Origin of the sequence: Alteromonas sp. LOR (assembly GCF_000753865.1) — a bacterium.
Lineage (GTDB): Bacteria > Pseudomonadota > Gammaproteobacteria > Enterobacterales > Alteromonadaceae > Alteromonas.
Map to the genome: position 1 here is coordinate 23,919 of NZ_JQFW01000020.1, position 20,906 is coordinate 44,824.

Genomic DNA, 20,906 nt, shown 5'->3' on the forward strand with positions numbered 1-20,906 from the left:
ATACTCATGTGGTCAAACGTTAAGTGAAAGTGGCGCGAAGCGGGCTTCTCAACTTTATTACCATTGGTATTTTATTAGCGCTAGTGACGATGGCTTATGTCAACCACATGATGCCTGTTTTAGAGGAAGCTGAAACGGTAAAAAAAGAAGCGTTATTAGGTAATTTTCAGCGCATTGTTATGCAAGCCAGAGCGCAGTGGATAAGAACAAAAAGCTCACCCGTTTCTATTTATGAAACCCAGGTGGACCCCCGCGGCACGCTGTCACAAAACAAACACGCTGGAACGAGTGTGGCAATAAACACAAAGGGTTGGCCAATGGGTTCAGCGAAAGGCAGCACTAACCCATGTGACTATTTACTTTCGCTAGCCGGGGATGAAGTTGGCAGTGAGATGCACAGTAAGATGCGTAAGCAAAATGGATTCTTAGTGTGTGAATATTTTATCGATGAGCAACCGTGGTTTACCTATAGCGCTGAGAATGGCGCAATGAGAAATCACTATTCATATTAACGTTGGCGGGTTACCGCAAAAAAAAAGAGGGCGTGGCAGTGAAACAGCAAGGTTTTACACTCATTGAGTTGATCATTGTGGTCATTATTTTAGGGCTACTGGCGGCTACGGCATTACCTCGTTTTATTGATGTAACCGATGAAGCGCGAGAAGCCAGTGTTGAAGGCGTTGCTGGTGGCTTTGCTGCCGCTGTAGGGCTAGTGCGCGCGCAGTGGGAAGTGGAAGGTAGACCAAATGGCAATAACGGTAGTGCCAACGGAACAGCGATCACTTATGACCAAACCCCAGTGGGTGTGGATGGCACTGTGGGTTACCCAACGGGCAGTGCCGCGGGCAATACGCTGATAACGTCGGTAGACGTAAATCAGTGTAAAAACGTGTTCGACTTAATACTTCAGTCTGCACCTACCAATACTACATCAACTAATGATGCTGTTATTGCAGATTTTAGGTATGCAGTGCGTATTAATGGCTCAGGCGCAAATACGATATGTAACTATTATTTGGTGCAGTCTATGGGGTTACCCAATAACTCTGCGCCAGCTGACGGTGTACCAGATGGTACAACTAACGATGGATTTACTTACAACCCGGCCACTGGCCAGGTAACTGTTTTTTAAATAACGCATAGGACGTTAAATTATGCAAAAAGTATCAAAGCAACAGGGTTTTACCCTAATCGAACTTATCATAGTTATTGTATTACTTGGCATCCTTGCGGTTACCGCGGCGCCAAAGTTTTTAAACCTACAAGATGATGCCAGAGACTCTGTTCTGCAGGGAATAGCGGGCTCGCTAGAGTCTGCGTCATCGGTTATATATGGCAAAGCGTTAATCAATAATGAAGCTGCGGCAACTGGCGCAATTGATTTGAATGCTGATGGTAATGACGATATAACAACTGTTTTTGGGTATCCGGATGCAGGGGTTGTAGATAACATTACTAGTATCATCGATTTCGATTCATCTGAATATATTGCTGCGCTCGCCACAGACGAAGACCCAGGCACATTATTAATTTATTACACAGGTGCTCATGATACGGCTCCAACAACTGCGGGAGCCGTTTGTTCGGTAGTGTATACAAACTCCGCTGCTGAGGGCGAACGCCCAGCGATCACCGTTAACACGTGCGTTCAGTAATGTGAAAAAGTTAGGTTTTACACTTGTAGAACTTATCATAACCATATTGGTTATTGGGGTGCTGGCAGCTACTGTCGCGCCCCGTTTTTTAGGCAACGACAGCGAAGAGGCTACCGCCCTTCGAGATAGAACACTGCAAGTAGTGCGCAACATTCAGCTGCGTGCCATGCAAAATGTCAACGACACTAGCTGTGTTAAAATTACCCCATCTACCCTAGCGCCGCCTGCAGGACATGACTGTGGTAATGCTGTTTCTACTGCATTTGATAGCGACCAAGTTGTTAATGCCCCTTCCGGTTTTTCGTTTCAGACTATTGATGAGAATGACGCTGCGTTTACGCAAATTCAATTCGATAATATGGGAAAGCCAAGCAATATTGCGTGTAATAACCCGTGCAAAATTCAAGTAAAGAATGTGGCGGTATGCCTACAGCAAGAGGGCGCGATATATGCGTGTTAACTCTTTTGTGGCAAGTCGCGGATTTACCCTTCTTGAGCTGATAATCGGTATTGTTGTTTTTTCAATTAGTCTTACCGTTGTACTTTCCCTTATTGCTCCACAAGCAGCACAAACGGCTGAGCCTTTGCGGCAAGTCAAAGCAGCAAAGCTAGGTCAGTCATTGTTAAATGATATTTTAAGTCGCTCCTTTGACGAAAACAGTGACAGAAGCCCGCCATTTGAAACCTGTAACGAAAAAGGAAACTGTTCTACTACTCTAGGCCCTGAAGAAGCCAATGAGAGCGACTATGACGATGTAGATGATTACAACGGGTTTGCACTTGCTGATGTTGGAGGCATTTATGCAAGCTACAGCGTGAGTGTAGCAGTTGAATATGACAGCGATTTTAGCGACAGCACGGCAAATGACGGTGATACGTTTAAGCGCGTGGATGTTGCAGTAACCGCGCCCGATGGTCAAACCTATGGCTTTAGCGCATACAGGGGCAGCTATTAATGAGCGGGCCTTCTTCTCAAAAAGGTTTCACCCTTATCGAGCTAATCCTAGTGATAACTATTTTAGGCGTGATTAGCGTATCTATCGCTCAGGTTATTTCTTTAAGTGCGCAAATATATGTTACCGGTGCTGAGCGTACAAGATTAGTCTCTGAGGCGAGGTTTATCATCCTTCGCCTCGAAAAAGAGCTGCGAAATATAGTGCCTAACTCGGTTTCCTACGACCCGACTCTTGGCTGTTTAACCTATTACCCAATAAAGCAAAGTGGCACTTACGTGGATGATGCGTTCGACAACCCCATGCACGTGGTGGTGTTTAACAGCACTCTTGCTGTAAACGATACGCTGGTGGTATATCCAACTAACCCACAAAGTGTTACCGATAATGGCCGTACGATAGATGCTATCAACAGTGCCGCCGATGCCCCTACAAGCGTAAACCAATACGATCTAACCCTGAACACACCAGTAAATCAAACGTCACCGGGTAAGCGTTTTTTTGTACCTGAAGCTCAAGTTTCTGTGTGCAAAGCGACCAGCACCGCCGGAGAAGCGTTAGTAAGAACCCAAAACGGAACCAGTGGCCTTATTGCCACCAATGTGTCCCAATGGAGCGCAAATATTAGTACTGCAGGGTTACAGCAAAATGGCTTAATAGAGTTACAGTTAACCCTTCAAGCACGCGGCGACGAGCCCCTTTCAATATTGCACGAGATTCACTTTCCCAATGTTCCCTAGCCGAAGCGTATTGGCGCAGCGTCAAACATTACCCAAAAAGCAGCGTGGCTCTACAATTGTGGTGGCGCTTATTATAAGCATCGTGCTTTTAGGGTTAGGTATTGCACTTTCCAATCAGATTTCATCTACCGTTCGCCAGCAGTCTATCGAATATTACGGTGCAAGAGCTTACTTAACGGCGCAAAGCGCGTTGGAGGTGGCTATATTCCGGGTTGTCAGCGGCGGCAATCCACAGTGCAGTGTGGTCACTACACCCGTAACATTTAGTACCACGAATATGCAAAACTGTTCGGTCAGCCTCTCTTGCGAGGTTGAGATTAATGTGGATGAGCCAGAAGTGAGCGGTGGCGCAATAAGGGTTTATTCACTCGGGGCTCTTGCTGCTTGCAATAGTGGTCAACTCAATACGTCCCGTGAGCTGTTAGTAGAAATAAGGCAAGAAGAATGATGTACACCAAATTTCAATTGGCTTTGCGTTTGGCAGCCACGCTGACAGTTTTATTTTGCTTTAACGCTTTTTCGGTGCCTCAAATTGAGGGGCGTTTTATTGAATTGCAAAATACCTACAATAAAGCAGAGTGGACAACGATCAGTTTTTCTCAAGTTTACGACGAGCCGCCAGCAGTATTTATGCTCTCTACAAGCCAAGGGGCAAACCCTGCAATTGTTAAAATTCGTAACGTGACTCGAACTGGGTTTGAGGCTTTGCCCCTTGAGCCGTCAGGCGAAGATGGCCCGCATGTCACAATGGGGGCGCACTATCTCGCCATAGCCTATGGTGTTCATGAATTTCCAGACGGCGATATTGTAGAAGTGGGTAAGATACAGCTAGGGCCCGACACGATTCAGGCGGCCCCAAACTCTCCCTGGTACGGTGTAGGGGGGCTGACAGGGTCAGATGAGTCCCGTTATGCCCAGGTGCAATTAGAGACTGATTTTGGCGAACAGCCGGTATTCTTTCACTCCATCCAAACACTTAACAATCAAATAGACGTTAATGGAAAAAAACCGCCCAATGAGCACTTGTTGCCCTATTTAACCATTGCTGCCAAATACGATGCGGTTGGGAGTAATTTAACACCTGCGATACCGCTGCTCGACATGGCGTACTTTATCGCGCTGGAGGCGTCTGAAACTGAATTCGGGCCTGTATCTAGGGATGAAACCGTTGCCTACATGGCAACGACAGAAGGTTTTGGACGCAGCTTTTTTGATGATAGTGGCAAAGAAGTGGAGTGGGAAGCTGACTTTGCTGACACGCTTATTTCTGGTTGGGCCGATGGTTGCTTCCAAAATGACTTTAAAAATAATTATTCATTAACGCCGTTAGTAGCGGCAAGCAAAATAAGTCGAAATGGGGCTGATGGCGGATGGTTGAGAAGTTGCACCGTAAACAAGAATCGCCTAGGTCTAAGGGTTGATGAAGACAGAAGCGAAGATAGTGAGCGAAATCATTCCCCGGAAGAGGCGAGTATTCTGGCGATGACCTCAGAATTTGTGTTTAGCGGAAATCTTCCAAGCTGCGATGTTGCATTCCCCGGTGCACTGGCTACCTTTGGTGGTAGCGATATCTTTCTTTCTGCTTCATCACGAGTTATCGATGAAAACAATGGTGTGTTAACCACATTTGACTTAAGAAGCGATGTTGATAGAAGCGATGATAGTTTTCCTGACTGTGGTGTTAATGGCCAAAAATGCACTACTACCAACACCGATGCATTAACCGAATCACAATCCAGAGCTATTCCAACCCTTGCTATTCAGGACACTGGACCCGAGTTGGGCACTACGCTAGCCGGCGATTATTTTTTCAAGCGCCAAGCAGTGGTAATTGGGCCAGGAAATTATGATGTTGTTGCACCTACGAGAATTTATATTGCCGATGCTGGTGGCGTTATGCCAACGCTTCTCACTATCGCCGCTGCTTCGATTAATGTGGAAGATGGCGCGTATTTGGCGATTTATGTAGACGGTGACGTTGTCATTGATGGGGCAAACCCCAATGCACTCATTTTGGCTAAAGGACAAATCAGGTTTACTAATGTGCTAAGCGGTAACCTTGTCGGCCGATTTACCGCAGGTGCAGGGATTACGACCGACGACACGCTGCTGCTTACTGCGAATAATGTTCCTGCGTCTATTCCCGGAATTTGCGGGCGAGAAGTCATTGAGGTGCTTAACCATTACCGTTTTGAAATGGCCGATAACAAGGGAAGCAGTTGTGCAGCAAAAAGCGTGACGCTTAAAGCATGTGCTGACGTCGACTGCAATCTTCTTTATTCCCAACCCTCTACAGTCGGCTTATTGCCAGCGTCGGGTAACAACTATACGTGGTCTCCCGCTGATAACGTTTCATTTACTGGGCAGACAAGCCTTAATATCGAAAGCTTAAAAGGTAACGACCCGGTTTTAGCGACCTCTGGCGAAACACCATCTTCACAGCTGCGCTGTTTTATTGGCGGTAAAGAGGTGGCACTGGGAAGCTGCAAAATAAACTTTGAAAAAGACGGGATGGTCTTTAAAAATATCACCGATGGTAACGACGTTATTGTTTCTCAAATTTCCGGTAAGCCATCAGATGTTGGGTTTAATAAGAAGACGTATGCAGTTGAAGCCTGCGAAACTTCTGACTTGCTGCGAGATAAGGAAATTGAAATAGACATGAACTACAACTGCTCAAGCAGCGGCAATTGTTCAAATCAAATGCTCATTAGTAACAATAACAAAGACTTCACACTAGGACTCTCACCAACTGCCGTGCCGCTTTTATTTAATAGCGACTCACAAGCCATCATCACCGTGCAATACCCCGATGCTGGTGAGGTATCGCTGTCAGCAAGTATAACTGGGCGCTCAGGTGTGGCAGGCTCATCAAATTTATTTACGGTAAGGCCATTTGGCTTCGCTACTCGTGTTTTAAATAATGCTGGAACAGGCCCAAATGCGAATGCATATGCGTTTTCTGCTAATGACTCGTTGCTCGCGTTAACCGGTGAAGAATTTATTTTGGAGCTGCGAGCCACCCAATGGGTAGAGGGTGAAGATACCAATGAAGATGGCATACCAGACGATTTTAGTGCTCTTGATAACAATATATCGGCTGAGCATTTTTCTGGCACTGTATCTTTAGCACCCACCGCAATTCTGCCCGCAGCTGGCGTTACTGGCAACTTAGGGTTATCAGCATCAAGTACAGGAGGTACTGCTCAAGCAGTATTTAACGATGAGTCTGTTGTAAACGTAGGGCTTAACTACGATGAAGTTGGCACTGTTGTGATTAATGCAAGGGCGCCGTACTTAACCAGTACTCTAGTTCAGGGGCAAATAGCGAATGTGGGTCGTTTCGCTCCAGCAAACTTCGCACTTACGGGGAATGTGGATGCTGCCTGTGAAGTTGGCCAGAGATTCACTTATTTTGATCAACCCATTTCAAATGTGTCTTACACACTTTCAGCACTTAATCACAACGGACAGCGCACCAGTAATTATCGTGGGGGCTTTGATAAGCTATTCGGGCTAGAGATGGTTATTGAGTCTGATGGCGTGCTACTTGACCGTTTAGCTAATGTAGACGTGATAAGTTGGCCGCAATCAGGTACTACTGGGCAAATTAACTTTACCGACACTGACATCATCTTTACGCGCCTTGGCAGTGCTCAGTTGGACGGGGCGTATACGAACACCTCGCTGGTATTGAATATTGAACGTGGGCAATTAGAAAATGCCTTGGTTAACGGCAGCTCATGCTCAGGAGTCTGTTTGGCAACTGTTGATGCAGGCCTCGACTTTGCCTACGGAAGAGCCACGCTAGTGAATAATTACGGTAGTGCTAACGAACCATTACTACTGCCATTTTCTACCCAATTCTTTGATGGTCAAGACTGGCGTATAAACGCGAATGACAGCTGCACAGCGTATGATCACACTGGGGTTAACGATGCATCAAACGACTTAGCCACTGAAAATTCAGGCACATTATCGCAGGGGAGTTATGTGTCTGGTGAAGGTATTCGAATTACTTCGCCTAACGGCGAAGGTGAATTCTCTGTTACCTTTGATACCCCGCCGTGGTTACTGTGGGATTGGAGTAACAACGACGTGGCAGATGAACCTCCCTCGGCCACGTTAACCTTTGGTGTATACCGAGGTAATGACAACATTATTTATAAGCGCGAGAAAATAGGCAACTAGTGCGCGTGTTCACTCACGCCCTTATACACGCTTAGACAATTTCAACTTTTGACAAGGTATTAGGTTGATTATCTTTATACAGTAGTGAGTTTCCTACTACGGTTATGTGTTATTGTCGTGATAGTGCTGCGCTGTAACAATGCTGCGTGACATATGGCAAACATATTGGTTTCGCATTGATTTGATAAAAAATGAAGATATTTTAACGGTAACCATCGGCATTGCTTGCCGAAAATTGCCCCCATTGTTAAAGTGTGCGAAATTACATTCGACTTCACGTTAAAGCGTCGCCATCTCATCCTTGCAAATACGCGTTAACATAAAAACAGGAATACACTCTTCATGTTTAAAAAGCTTCGAGGCATGTTCTCTAACGATCTGTCCATCGACCTCGGAACAGCTAATACGCTGATTTACGTTAAAGACCAAGGTATTGTTCTCAACGAACCCTCAGTAGTTGCTATTCGACAAGAACGTGCAGCAGGCCCTAAAAGTGTGGCTGCAGTAGGTGCAGAAGCAAAGCGTATGCTAGGTCGTACGCCGGGTAATATCCGTGCAATTCGCCCTATGAAAGACGGTGTTATCGCCGATTTCTACGTGACTGAAAAAATGCTTCAGCATTTCATTAAGCAGGTTCACGACAATAACTTCATGCGACCAAGCCCGCGAGTTCTCGTTTGTGTACCTTGTGGTTCAACTCAAGTTGAACGTCGCGCAATTAAAGAATCGGCCCTAGGTGCCGGAGCGCGCGAAGTGTATCTCATTGATGAACCGATGGCAGCGGCTATCGGTGCAGGCCTACCAGTGTCAGAAGCCCAAGGCTCAATGGTGGTTGATATCGGTGGTGGTACTACCGAGGTTGCGATTATCTCACTTAATGGCGTGGTGTACTCGTCTTCAGTGCGCATTGGCGGTGACAAATTTGATGAAGCAATCATCAACTACGTTCGTCGTAATTTTGGCTCGCTTATCGGTGAGGCAACAGCAGAGCGTATTAAGCACGAAATTGGCGCGGCTTACCCTGGTGAAGAAGTACGTGAAATTGAAGTGCGTGGACGCAACTTGGCTGAAGGTGTGCCTCGTGGTTTCACACTTAATTCAAATGAAATATTAGAGGCACTTCAAGAGCCGCTAACGGGTATCGTTTCTGCGGTCATGGTTGCATTAGAGCAATCTCCACCAGAGCTTGCATCAGATATTTCTGAGCGCGGTATGGTGTTAACCGGCGGTGGTGCACTGTTAAAAGATTTAGATCGATTGTTGATGGAAGAAACCGGTATTCCGGTGGTTATTGCTGACGATCCACTTACTTGTGTAGCGCGCGGCGGTGGTAAGGCATTCGATATGATTGACCTCCATGGTGGCGACTTGTTTAGTTACGAGTAAACAGGTAAGGCAACCTTAAGGTTGCCTTCTTTGTATCATGGATACTATATTTACTCGCGGTCCCTCATTAAACAACAGACTGACACTGGCACTTGTGCTGTCGGTGCTGTTGATATTCGTCGACCATAAATTAGAAGGGTTTAAGTCTACCCGCGTATACTTAAACTCTCTTATGAGTCCCATTCAGTATTTAGCCAATCTTCCTGGCCTCATTTTAAGTGAGAGTGCTCAAAGACTGACGTCAAAAGAGCAGCTTCTTGCAGAAAACCAAACTATGTCTAACCAATTGCTGTTGATGAGCGAGAAGCTTCAGCAGTTTGATGTGGTGGTTAAAGAAAACGAACAGCTTAGATCCCTGTTACAAGCTCCCATGCGACAAGAGTCCCGCAAAATGGTGGCAGAGCTTATGGCGGTAGATAAAAATCCCTACAGCCAGCAGGTGGTCATTAACAAAGGCGCCATTGACGGGGTGTATTTGTCTCAACCTGTCATAGACGACTCGGGTATTGTGGGACAAGTGATGGAGGTTGGGTCGACCAACAGCCGTGTTTTACTTGTCGCGGATGTAACCCATGCCATTCCAGTGCGTTCATTGCGCAACGATATTCGTTTTATCGCTACAGGCAGCGGCTCTCTCAATGAGCTATACGTTGAACATGTTCCTCATAGTGTTGATATTCAAGAGGGCGACCTTTTAATATCGTCTGGTTTAGGAAGCATTTTTCCTGAAGGCTACCCAGTTGCCCGGGTGACACAAGTGGTGAGAGATGAAAGCCGTCCTTTTGCTCGGGTTATTGTTACGCCTACGGCAAGTCTTGACCGACTGCGTCATCTGCTGTTGCTGTGGCATGAAGACGATGACGACGGTGGAACAGGTGATGAAATTGACGGTGAAAGTGAAATAGAGCCCGAAGACAACGTGGTAGAAGAGTCAGAAGATGCGTAAACGCAACGTTATTATTTGGGGCAGCATTATTATAGCCTTGGTGTTGCAAATTGTGCCACTGCCCATCCAAGCCGATGTTTATCGCCCTGATTGGGTGTTAGTGGTTTTGGCGTACTGGAGTATGGCATTGCCTAATCGGGTAAACGTGGGGGTTGCGTTTATCACCGGTGTGGCAATGGACATTTTAATGGGCACGACGTTAGGCATTCATAGTCTTGGCCTCAGTGTGTCGATATACATTTTGGCGGCTAACTATCAACGCTTGAGAAACTATTCAGTGTGGCAACAAGCGATTATTATCGGGCTACTGTCTTCGCTTTATCATTTGCTGACTTTTTGGGTTCAACACCTTCTTACCGATATCTACTTCCAAGTTGATTATCTGTGGCCCGTTGCGGCATCTATGGTGCTGTGGCCCTGGGTGTTTTGGTTACTACGCAAAACGCGAAGACAGTTTTCCATCATGTAACAATGCCGGTTGTGCGCGGCAGACGTCATGTTATGCCGTGTATATCTACATAATAAGGTTTTGCCAATGCATTCTCACCTCATACTTGCCTCTGCATCGCCTCGGCGCACTGCACTGTTAACTCAAATGAATGTGGCTCACACCATTTGTCCTGCCGATATCGATGAAACACCCAAACTAGGTGAAAAGCCAGATGATTTAGTTGCGCGCCTTGCTAGCGAAAAAGCACAAGCCGTGATGAAAAAGCTCGAAAAGCAAAAGACTTTGCAAGACAACACCGTGGTGCTGGCAAGCGATACACTGATTGCCTTTAATGGCGAAAGCCTAGGCAAGCCAGAGGATAAAGCTGACGCTATTCGCATACTCACCATGTTGTCGGGGCAAACGCATCAGGTGCTAACCTCAATTAGTGCCCTTAGCCAGTTAAAACACGTAACCCGTACAGTGGTGACAGCGGTTACTTTCGCCTCACTAACTAAACAGCAAATCATCGATTACTGGGAAACTGGCGAGCCAGCCGATAAAGCAGGCAGTTATGCTATACAGGGCATAGGTGGTGAATTCGTCGTTTCTATTAACGGCAGTTCAAGTTCTGTAGTAGGATTACCCTTGTATGAAACGCGTCAATTGCTCAACGAATTTGGAGTTGTGAAGTGAGTGCTGAGCTATTAATTAACGTTACACCGTCAGAGTCTCGAGTTGCCCTTATTGAAAACGGTATTTTGCAAGAAATACACGTTGAGCGGCACACTAAAAAAGGGCTGGTGGGAAATATCTACCGCGGAAAGGTAAGCCGTGTATTACCGGGTATGCAGGCCGCATTCGTGGATATAGGGTTAGAAAAAGCGGCATTTCTTCATGCTTCCGATATCGTTATTCATAACGAGATTGCCGAGGAAGTATCAGCAAGCCACATTCAAAAACAAGATATTCGAGAGTTGGTACGCGATGGACAAGACATCGTTGTGCAGGTGGTTAAAGACCCTATTGGCACTAAAGGCGCTCGTTTAACCACAGATATCACCATTCCTAGTCGGTACCTTGTGTTTATGCCCTCTGTGACTCATGTGGGCGTGTCGCAGCGCATTGAGGAAGAAGTAGAGCGAGAGCGCTTAAAAACCCTGGTACAAGAATTCTGTGATGAAAACGGCGGCTTCATTCTTCGTACGGCTGCTGAAGGCGTGGGTAAAAGTGAACTGCAGCAAGACGCCGCCTTTTTGCGTCGACTGTGGGATAAAATTCAATCTCGGATGAAAAAACGCAAGTCTAACGTGCTGTATGAAGATTTGCCGCTGGCGCGAAGGGTACTTCGAGATTTTGTTGGCACTGAGCTAGATAGAATTCGTATCGATTCCAAGTTGTCGTTTCAAGAGCTGTTTCAGTTTACAAAAGAATACGTACCTGAAATGAATGGGAAGCTGGAGTATTACACCGGCGATAGACCAATTTTTGATTTGTATGATGTTGAAAATGAGGCGCAGCGTGCGCTAGAGCGCCGTGTAGACCTAAAATCCGGTGGCTACTTAATCATTGATCAAACCGAAGCAATGACCACTATCGACATCAATACGGGGGCCTTTGTTGGTCACCGCAATCTAGAAGAAACCATCTTTAACACCAATACTGAAGCTACTCAGGCTATCGCTCGTCAACTGCGTTTACGCAATCTAGGTGGCATGATCCTTATCGACTTCATCGATATGATTGAACCTGATCACAAACGACGGGTCTTACATTCATTAGAGGTAGCGACAAACAAGGATAGAGCCAAAATCAATATTCACGGTTTTACCGCGCTGGGGTTGATAGAAATGACCCGCAAGCGAACCCGTGAAAGTATTGAGCATATTTTGTGTGGTGAGTGCCCAGTGTGTAAAGGGCGCGGCACCGTGAAAACAATAGAGACAATTTGCTTTGAAATTATGCGTGAAATTGTGCGCGTAAACAGAGCCTATGATGCTGACAAATTTGTTGTTTATGCGTCCCCCAAAGTTGCTGAAGCGCTTATGGGAGAAGAGTCTCATATGTTGGCTGAGTTAGAAGTGTTTGTAACGAAACAAATTAAAGTGCAAACCGAAACATTGTACAACCAGGATAAGTACGACGTCGTTATGATGTAACGCTTTAACGTTAAGAAAGGCATAGTGTGACAAAATTTTCGTCGGCAGCTTCGTACTTATTGAAGAAGTTTTGGTTGCTGCTCGCCGTATTACTTGTTCTTTTTGCTCTGGTATTAAGTGCTGCAAGGTATGCCTTGCCTCACATCGAGCACAACAAGCATTTGCTAGAAGATTATATCAACGAGCAGTACGGCGTAAATTTATCTATTGATACGATCCATGCGGTCTGGGAGCGCAGCGGGCCGAGTATTGTGCTTAATTCAGTGTCGTTAGCAAAAGACGACGCATCCCCTGTAGAACTCAATATTCGACAAATTTACGTAGAGCTAGATTTCTGGCAGTCCCTTCGTCAACGGCTTATCTCTTCCCCTCGATTTGAATTGCGCGGGTTGCATCTGGATATCGATGCCGACCGCGTTTCAGGCAGTAGCAAAAATAAGTTTCCAGTCATCAATGCGTTAGAGCGTCTCTTTTTAGAGCAACTGCAAAGCTTCTCTTTAGAAGAGGGGAAAATATCACTAACCCGAAATGGCGATACCAATAGCTTTAATATCGACAGTCTGTCTTGGAATAACCGTGAAGAGCGTCACCAAGGGTTAGGGCGCATGAAAGTTGACGGGGTATCTGCAAACTCTGCGTCTTTTGTTATTGATATTAATGGCTACAAAGATGAGTTTGATGGCGTGTTTTACGCTAAAGCAGAAGACCTAGATATCTCGCCATGGGTAAGTGATTTAATTAAAACTAAACGTCCTTTGGCGCAAAGCAGAGCGAACTTGGAGGTATGGGCAAACTTTTCTGAAACCGCGATAGGCTCGGTTCAAGCTGAACTGAATAACAGTTTGTTCCAATGGGGAAATGAAAGGGTTAAAACCGTAACAGGTATCACGGGAGGGAGCTTACAAGCGATGCCTTCAAGGGATGGCTGGAATGTTCGCGTGGACCAATTAAAACTTAACTCAAGTAGCGCTACGTTAACAACGGACGTTATTGGCCATGTATCCAATAATGGTAACGCAGTTTTTAACACCGTTAAGCCCGTAGAAATAAACCCTTTTTTATTGCTGCTACCGCTGTTTCTTGATGACACCAATGAAGAAGAAATACGGGCACTCGATCCCAAAGGTGAATTAGCCACGCTACAAGTGCAATGGCAAAATGGTGCTCCTGCGTTAGCGGCTAAAGTGTTAGATTTAACATGGACAAAGACAGCCTCTATCCCAGGGCTCTCGTCACTGGATGCTGACTTTTTTTGGTACAAGCACAATGGGGCAGTATTTTTAGAATCAAGTGACAGTAAGCTCTCTAGCCAGGGCATTATCAAAAAAGATATAAACGTCAATAAAATCGCCGCAGACATCTACATATATCCCCTCTATGAAGAGTCTTCTGACGATGCTGTTATAGAGGGGGCAGCTGACGAACGTGCAACCGTTGCCACAGCGAAGAAGCCCGCCGCAGCGAAGAAACGCACGGCATCGGCCCGTCAGTGGGTGCTCAAAGGTGAGAATATTATTGTAGATACCGACAGCGTAGCGCTTACGTCGGCATTTAGCCTCAATACATCTACTAGCCACATGTCGTTGTTCGCAGATATCGACCCCCTGTCTTTAGGTACCGTGAGCGAGCTATTCCCATCTCCGGTAATGAGCGACAATTTAGATAACTATTTAACACGAGCGTTTACTGGTAAAGGCAGTATCGATAAAGCGCGCATTTTGTGGTTTGGAAAAACGAAAGATTTTCCTTTCACCGAAGGACAAGGCGTATTCCAAGCTTACGTGGATATTAAAGACAGTGACTTCTTGTTTTCATCGAAATGGCCCGCGTTAAACGAACTCGACCTTTCCCTGCGCTTTGTGAATGACGGTCTCTATATGTCGACCTCTTCTGCCAAGCTTGCCGATGTGCGAATTGGCGATATGACGGCCAGTATTCCAAAGTTCAAACCCGGCTCAATTCTAACAATCGATGCCACGGGCGAGGGCACAGGTGAGGGGCTCACCCAACTTATGATGGCGTCGTCTATTCAAGATTCGTTGGGCAATGTATTGAACCAAGATGTGCAGGTTTCAGGGCCTCTATCTGCCGATATTCATTTGCATATTCCGCTTAATGGTGAGCAAGTAAGAGCCACAGGTACCGCGGCTTTAGTTGAGAACACCGTATATATCCCTACAACGAAAATGCGCTTTAAAAAGGCCAGCGGGGACATTGCTTTTGATAATGGCAATATTAGCGCGACAGGTTTGTCGGCCCAGTTTTTGAGTCAAGCAGTGTCCATCGACCTTAGTGGCGTTCAAGAGAAAGACTACTCATTAAATGTTCAATTAGCGGGCCGGTGGCATGTTCACCCTCTTGCCAATTATGTGAACACTGAACTTACTGACTACATTGACGGTGAAACTCAGTGGCAAACATCGGTAGATTTAACCTTGGCCAAAGATAGCTTTTCTTACGCCGCTGAATTAACCGCTGACTTAACCGCGACACAAAGTATATTGCCTGCGCCTTTTGAAACTCCGGCGGGTACAAGTTTGCCTTTGTATATTAAAAGCTCAGGAGATCGCCAAGCTTCAAATGTAGTAGCAACACTCGGTAACGATATTCGATTCACTGGCACATTACCTCATCAAGAGATGCAGTTTTCCCGTGCTCACTTAGCGCTGGGCGAAAGTGATATTGCGAATATAGGGACTGGGTTTAGTATTGCGGCGAACCTGGAAAGTGCTAACGTTGCAGAGTGGTTTACCACGGTTTCTATGCTGACATCAGGGGGACAGAAAAATAGAAATGACGCCACTGCAGACAAAGATAGCGAAAGCGGTACCACTAAAGGCGGTATTTTCGGCACTCCCTCAAGAATATTTGCAAAGACTGCAGAGCTGACCTTCGCCGGTCATTCCATTAAAAATGTGCAGATGAATGCACAAGAACGAAATGAAGATTGGTTGCTCGATATTGGTTCTGCTGCTGCACGAGGCACCGTTCGAGTGAATGGAGATTTAGCGCAGCAAGGTATTGAGATAAACGCTGATTACCTCAATTTACCTAAGCCCGACGATAGTGTGCAGGAAACAAAGAGCGACCCTTTTGAACTCGATCCACGCTCGCTTCCGCCAATGTACTTCTACTGTGAAAGCTGTGTATATCACGGTATTGATTTAGGTAAAGTCACGGTTGATATAGCAAAAACGAATAACGGACTGCATGCACGCCAGCTGATGATACGTTCTCCAGAAACTCACGTTACCGCAACGGGGTTTTGGCATTACGTGAACGGTGCTGTTGAGACGAGTATTGAAGGAAGTCTCACATCGCCTGATGTGGGGCAAATGTTGAAAGAGTTTGAAATAGAGTCGGGGATAAAAGACTCTGAAGCCGACGTGGCATTTAATTTCAGCTGGCAAAATTCGCCCATGGACTTTCAACTTGGAAAACTGCAGGGCGATGTAGAATGGTCATTATCTGACGGCTATTTAACTGAATTAAGCGACCAAGGCTCCCGTATATTCACGCTCTTTAGTTTAAATTCATTGGTTAGAAAATTGAGTTTAGATTTCAGAGACGTATTTGCGAAAGGCTTCTTTTACGATGATATGGGCGGTACGCTGAACATTGTTGATGGCAGAGCTTATACCGATGACACGTTAATTGACGGCGGTGCAGGGGAAATTGAAATTACCGGCCTAACTGACCTCGGTACCGGCGGGCTCAACTACAATGTGTCATTTGCGCCAAACGTCACCGGTAACCTGCCTTTCTTAGTTTATTTTTTGGCAACGCCGCCTACCGCCTTGGCTGCGATTGCTATCGACCAAGTGCTTACGTCAGCAAAAGTCATTTCAAATGTGAATTACCGCGTAACAGGCACTATTAGCGAGCCAAAGTTTGACGAGGTAGACCGCAACAGCAAAGATATAAGTTTGCCTGCGCAAAATGTGCCTATCGAAAAAGACCCGTTAGACAGACCGCTAACGCAAGATGATGTACGGCGAATCAAAATGGAGGTGATTGATGGTTAACCTAGTTGCACTGCAAATGACATCTACGCCAGATGTGGATGAAAACCTGGCTGCGGTGTCTAAAGCCATGTCAGAGTCGGACATTGCACCGGAAAGCCTTGTAGTGCTGCCAGAATGCTTTGCGTGTTTTGGCGGTAAAGACAAAGGACAGTTGTCTGTAGCAGAAGCAAAAGGGCAGGGGCCAATACAGGCGCATCTGTCAGCGCTAGCAATACGCTATCAATGCTACATTGTGTCTGGCACTTTCCCGGTCAAAACAGCCAATCCAGATCAGTTCTCTGCTGCATGTATGTTGTTTGGACCTGACGGAGCGCTGCTCGCTGATTATCGCAAAATACATATGTTTGATGTATCGGTAAACGATGCCACAGGCAGCTACAAAGAATCGCGCTTTACAGAAGCGGGGAGCGAGGTGGTGAAGGTAAACACACCAATTGGCAACATCGGTCTTGCGGTATGTTATGATATTCGCTTTCCAGGTTTATTTACTGCCATGGCGGATATCGACATATTGGTATTGCCAGCGGCATTTACGCAAAAAACCGGTGAAGCCCACTGGCACGCCTTATTAAAAGCGCGAGCAATTGAAAAACAGTGCTTTGTCGTTGCCGCAGGCCAGGTGGGAGTCCACGCCAATGGGCGTGAAACCTATGGCCACAGCATAGTGTTATCTCCGTGGGGAGAAACCATAGCAGAGCGTGCTGCAGGCAAGGGCGTATTAAAAGCCAGTGTAGATATTGCAGAACGAGAAACCATTAAACAAAATATGCCGGTTGCCGAACATAACCGATTCAGGAGTCACTTTGTCTAAATCTGTAGAGCGTCATTTATTATCAGACTCAGGGCTTGATATTACCAAGCTTGAGAGTGCATTAGCGACAATACATCGCCATGACACTGACTACGCCGATTTGTATTTCCAGTCTAGCCAGCATGAAAGCTGGGTGTTAGAAGACGGTATTATCAAGGAAGGTAGTTACAATATTGAGCGCGGTGTAGGTGTGCGTGCAATCAGTGGTGAAAAAACGGGCTTCGCGTATTCTGACGAAATCAGTGAAGACGCGCTAATGAAAGCGTGCAAAGCGGCACGTGGTATTGCACCTAGCGGCGGTACTCAGCAAGTATCAGCATTAGGTGAAAAGCCTCTTACCGCCCGATACAGCGAGAATAACCCAATTCTTGCTATGCAAGATGCTGAGAAAATATCGTTACTTAGGTCGGTCGATGCCTACATTCGCCAACAAGAGCCATCGGTTAATCAGGTGGTGGTCAGTATCAGTGGTGTATATGAAGAAATATTAGTGGCCGGAAGTGACGGCACACTGGCTACCGATATCCGTCCGTTAGTCCGTCTTAACTGCTCTGTATTGCTTGAAAATGGCGATCGTCGTGAGCGTGGCTCTTCTGGTGCGGGTGGTCGTTACGCCTATGCTTTTTTCCAATCAGATGAAAATGGCAAGCCGCTTTACGAAAACTTAGCTGATGAAGCACTTCATATGGCCCGCGTTAATATGCAGGCTGTGGCAGCGCCAGCAGGTGCTATGCCGGTAGTACTCGGAAATGGCTGGCCAGGTGTACTGCTTCACGAAGCTGTGGGGCACGGTTTAGAGGGTGACTTTAACCGTAAGGGTGCGTCAACATTTAGCGGTCGCATTGGTGAGCGTGTGGCAGCAAAAGGCGTAACAGTTGTTGATGATGGCACGTTAAGCGATCGCCGAGGCTCACTGTCGGTAGACGATGAAGGCACAGCAACACAGCACAACGTACTTATTGAAGACGGCATTTTAAAAGGCTACATGCAAGACAAGCACAATGCTAAGTTAATGGGTGTAGCGCCTACAGGCAATGGCCGCAGAGAGTCTTATGCACACTTGCCCATGCCGCGAATGACAAACACTTACATGCTAGAAGGCCAGCACGATCCACAGGAGATAATTGCATCTATCGAAAGAGGTATTTACGCTCCTAATTTTGCCGGTGGTCAGGTAGACATTACGTCGGGTAAATTTGTATTCTCAAGTGCCGAAGCTTACCTCATTGAAAATGGCAAGATTACCGCGCCTGTGAAAGGGGCAACCCTTATCGGAAATGGCCCAGAGGTTATGCAAAAAATCTCAATGATAGGTAACGATGTCGCCCTAGATAAAGGCATTGGTGTGTGTGGTAAAGACGGACAAAGCGTGCCAGTGGGCGTTGGGCAACCTACGCTTAAAATTGATGAACTTACGGTAGGTGGTACGGCATAGTTTTGCTGTGAAATATTTAAGCAAGACACGTTAGAACAAGACACATACTTAGGCCAGAAATAGCATAAGTGACAACCTACACAAAAAAGCACATAGCAAAAAAGGCTGGTAACGAAAGTTATCAGCCTTTTTTATCACTGCTACCGTCTAACTGCGTTAGACATATCAGCTGTCTTGGACAGTGTCCTTTATATATTGAAAAAGCTCTCTAAAGGCTTTTGGCGGCGCATTCTTCTCTCTTTCTTTTTTTACTTGGCGGCTGAATTGACGCAGCTTTTGTCTATCGAACGCGGGGTAGTCTTCAATTAAGCGTTGAATAGCTGGATCGCCTTCTTCAATAACCGACTCTCTCGCTTTTTCAAGCTGATGAAAAGCCGCATTACTTGCTTGATGCTGATGGGCTATTTTTGACAGCGCCTCTTCAATATCGTGGGTATCGCGCTGACGAAGCAATTTACCAATAAACTGCAATTGTCTGCGATAGCCATCTTTTTTCTTATTCACAATACGCGCTATCGCGACTGCATCGGCTAATTCTTCATCCATTGGGATAGTTGCCACATGGGCATCGGTTAACCCTACAATGGTTTCGCCAAGCTTCTGATGCTCCTTTGCCTGACGCTTTAATTCCGTTTTACTAACGAAATCTTCGTCTTCAGACGTGGTTGCTTTGGCGCCTTCAAAGTAAGGATCTTGTGGAGAATTCTGTTTCTGATCACTCATTTCAAACTCATTAGTGTTACACTTTAGCCAAATTGTAACTATCACAGTCGAATATAGACAGCGAAACTTACTATGCAAATTGAGCAACAGCTATCAGAAATTCAGAATGTCGTTGATGATGTACTGAAAATGGCCTTATCAAAAGGCGCAACACAAGCCGAAGCAAGCATGTCTAAGGTACAGGGTATTGCGGTATCCTCACGCATGCAAGAAGTTGAAAACGTTGAGTTTACCAACGACGGCGGACTAGGCATTAGCGTTTACGTAGGTAAGCGCAAAGGCAGTGCATCCACTGCCGACTTAAGTAAAGCGGCGCTTACATTAGCCGTTGAAAAAGCGGTGGATATTGCGCGCTATACCAGTGAAGATCCTTGCACCGGTCTTGCCGATGCAGAGCTTATCGCTACTGAATTCCCAGATTTAGACTTATATCACCCACAAGAGCTTGATACAGAGAAAGCCATCAAGACCACCATCGAAACTGAAGCGGCGGCGATGAATTACGACCCTCGCATTACAAATTCAGATGGCGCGTCGTATAACGCTAATTTAGGTATGCGTGTGTACGGTAATACTCATGGCATAAATACCGGCTATCCCAGCAGTCGTTACAGTTTAAGCTGTATGGTCATTGGCTCTCAAGATAACGATATGCAGCGTGATTATGCCTATACCGTTGACCGCCAGGCGCCGTTGCTTAAATCTGCTGCGTTTGTAGGCCAAGAGGCTGCCAAGGCCACGGTAGACCGTTTAGGTGCTCGCAAAATCAATACCGCTAACGTGCCTGTACTGTTTCATAAAGATCTCGCTTCAAGCTTGTTTGGTCATTATGTTGGCGCCATCAGTGGGGGGAGTTTGTACAGACGCTCGTCATTTTTGCTCGACAGTTTAGACAAGCAGGTATTTCCTGAGTGGATGAATATTGAAGAGAAGCCGCTTATTAAGTCAGGGCTTGCCAGCTCAAGCTTTGATAACGAAGGGGTATCGTGCTCTGATATGACCATTGTTGATGGCGGTCGCTTAGCCACTTATCTTTATACAACCTACTCGGCGCGCAAACTCAATACCGTGTCTAATGGTCATGCTGGCGGCATACATAACTGGATTGTTGGTGATACGGGACACAGTGATGCCGACTTGCTAAAAGAAATGGGCACAGGACTATTTGTCACTGAGCTTATGGGGCAAGGCGTAAACATTGTTACCGGCGATTATTCACGCGGTGCAGCAGGTTTTTGGGTAGAAAATGGCATTATTCAATACCCAGTTCACGAAATTACCATTGCAGGCGATTTACGTGACATGTTCAAAAATATCGTCGCCATTGGTAAAGACAAAGATGTGCGCGGTAGTGTTCAAACTGGTTCAGTGCTGGTTAATCAAATGAAGATTGCTGGCAACTAGGGCGTGTTGATCACCGCTGCAAAAATGTACAGCAAAGATCAACACACC

The 20,906-nt window shown here is 46.1% G+C and carries 18 protein-coding genes; 17 read left to right on the forward strand and 1 reads right to left on the reverse strand.

The window, feature by feature from the left end:
• The first annotated feature begins 23 nt into the window (after positions 1-23).
• The 16 genes from JV36_RS0109035 to tldD all read left to right on the forward strand — a co-directional run bounded on the left by JV36_RS0109035 (position 24) and on the right by tldD (position 18,731).
• Positions 24-512: a hypothetical protein gene (locus JV36_RS0109035; RefSeq protein WP_032094805.1), complete on the forward strand. Its 489-nt coding sequence runs from the start codon at positions 24-26 to the stop codon at positions 510-512.
• Positions 513-544: 32 nt separating this feature from the next.
• On the forward strand, positions 545-1,132 hold the full coding sequence (locus JV36_RS0109040; protein ID WP_032094833.1) for a prepilin-type N-terminal cleavage/methylation domain-containing protein: 588 nt from the start codon (positions 545-547) through the stop codon (positions 1,130-1,132).
• 22 nt (positions 1,133-1,154) lie between these two features.
• Positions 1,155-1,655 (forward strand): type II secretion system protein, encoded by a 501-nt coding sequence (locus JV36_RS0109045; protein WP_032094806.1) that lies wholly within the window; start codon positions 1,155-1,157, stop codon positions 1,653-1,655.
• Position 1,656: 1 nt separating this feature from the next.
• Positions 1,657-2,115, forward strand: coding sequence for a type II secretion system protein (locus JV36_RS0109050; RefSeq protein WP_032094807.1), 459 nt, complete (start codon positions 1,657-1,659; stop codon positions 2,113-2,115).
• A complete protein-coding gene (locus tag JV36_RS0109055; RefSeq protein WP_032094808.1) occupies positions 2,105-2,611 on the forward strand; it encodes a type II secretion system protein in 507 nt (168 codons plus the stop codon). The genes JV36_RS0109050 and JV36_RS0109055 overlap by 11 nt, the downstream gene beginning before the upstream one ends.
• A complete protein-coding gene (locus tag JV36_RS0109060) occupies positions 2,611-3,348 on the forward strand; it encodes a type II secretion system protein (RefSeq protein ID WP_032094809.1) in 738 nt (245 codons plus the stop codon). The genes JV36_RS0109055 and JV36_RS0109060 overlap by 1 nt, the downstream gene beginning before the upstream one ends.
• Complete coding sequence (locus tag JV36_RS0109065; RefSeq protein ID WP_032094810.1) at positions 3,338-3,796, forward strand: hypothetical protein; 459 nt, start codon at positions 3,338-3,340, stop codon at positions 3,794-3,796. The genes JV36_RS0109060 and JV36_RS0109065 overlap by 11 nt, the downstream gene beginning before the upstream one ends.
• The gene (locus JV36_RS0109070; RefSeq protein ID WP_052010052.1) at positions 3,793-7,539 is read left to right on the forward strand and encodes an H-type lectin domain-containing protein; all 3,747 of its coding nucleotides are present in this window, start codon (positions 3,793-3,795) and stop codon (positions 7,537-7,539) included. The genes JV36_RS0109065 and JV36_RS0109070 overlap by 4 nt, the downstream gene beginning before the upstream one ends.
• Before the next feature lie 342 nt (positions 7,540-7,881).
• Positions 7,882-8,925 (forward strand): rod shape-determining protein, encoded by a 1,044-nt coding sequence (locus JV36_RS0109075; RefSeq protein WP_032094811.1) that lies wholly within the window; start codon positions 7,882-7,884, stop codon positions 8,923-8,925.
• A gap of 37 nt (positions 8,926-8,962) precedes the next feature.
• On the forward strand, positions 8,963-9,871 hold the full coding sequence (gene mreC, locus JV36_RS0109080) for a rod shape-determining protein MreC (RefSeq protein ID WP_032094812.1): 909 nt from the start codon (positions 8,963-8,965) through the stop codon (positions 9,869-9,871).
• Positions 9,864-10,340: a rod shape-determining protein MreD gene (gene mreD, locus JV36_RS0109085; protein ID WP_032094813.1), complete on the forward strand. Its 477-nt coding sequence runs from the start codon at positions 9,864-9,866 to the stop codon at positions 10,338-10,340. The genes mreC and mreD overlap by 8 nt, the downstream gene beginning before the upstream one ends.
• Positions 10,341-10,406: 66 nt before the next feature.
• On the forward strand, positions 10,407-10,997 hold the full coding sequence (locus JV36_RS0109090; RefSeq protein WP_032094814.1) for a Maf family protein: 591 nt from the start codon (positions 10,407-10,409) through the stop codon (positions 10,995-10,997).
• Entirely contained in the window at positions 10,994-12,460 is a 1,467-nt protein-coding gene (gene rng / locus JV36_RS0109095; protein WP_032094815.1) for a ribonuclease G, read from the forward strand. The genes JV36_RS0109090 and rng overlap by 4 nt, the downstream gene beginning before the upstream one ends.
• Positions 12,461-12,486: 26 nt before the next feature.
• Positions 12,487-16,485 (forward strand): YhdP family protein, encoded by a 3,999-nt coding sequence (locus JV36_RS0109100; RefSeq protein ID WP_032094816.1) that lies wholly within the window; start codon positions 12,487-12,489, stop codon positions 16,483-16,485.
• Positions 16,478-17,296 (forward strand): carbon-nitrogen hydrolase family protein, encoded by an 819-nt coding sequence (locus JV36_RS0109105; RefSeq protein WP_032094817.1) that lies wholly within the window; start codon positions 16,478-16,480, stop codon positions 17,294-17,296. The genes JV36_RS0109100 and JV36_RS0109105 overlap by 8 nt, the downstream gene beginning before the upstream one ends.
• Positions 17,289-18,731, forward strand: a complete 1,443-nt coding sequence (gene tldD, locus JV36_RS0109110) for a metalloprotease TldD (RefSeq protein WP_032094818.1) — start codon at positions 17,289-17,291, stop codon at positions 18,729-18,731. The genes JV36_RS0109105 and tldD overlap by 8 nt, the downstream gene beginning before the upstream one ends.
• Before the next feature lie 165 nt (positions 18,732-18,896).
• On the opposite strand, the gene yjgA is transcribed toward tldD, so the two are convergent.
• A complete protein-coding gene (gene yjgA, locus JV36_RS0109115) occupies positions 18,897-19,454 on the reverse strand; it encodes a ribosome biogenesis factor YjgA (protein ID WP_032094819.1) in 558 nt (185 codons plus the stop codon).
• 72 nt (positions 19,455-19,526) lie between these two features.
• Here yjgA and pmbA point away from each other — a divergent pair, with 72 nt between their 5' ends.
• Positions 19,527-20,858 (forward strand): metalloprotease PmbA, encoded by a 1,332-nt coding sequence (gene pmbA, locus JV36_RS0109120; protein WP_032094820.1) that lies wholly within the window; start codon positions 19,527-19,529, stop codon positions 20,856-20,858.
• Positions 20,859-20,906 lie beyond the last annotated feature (48 nt).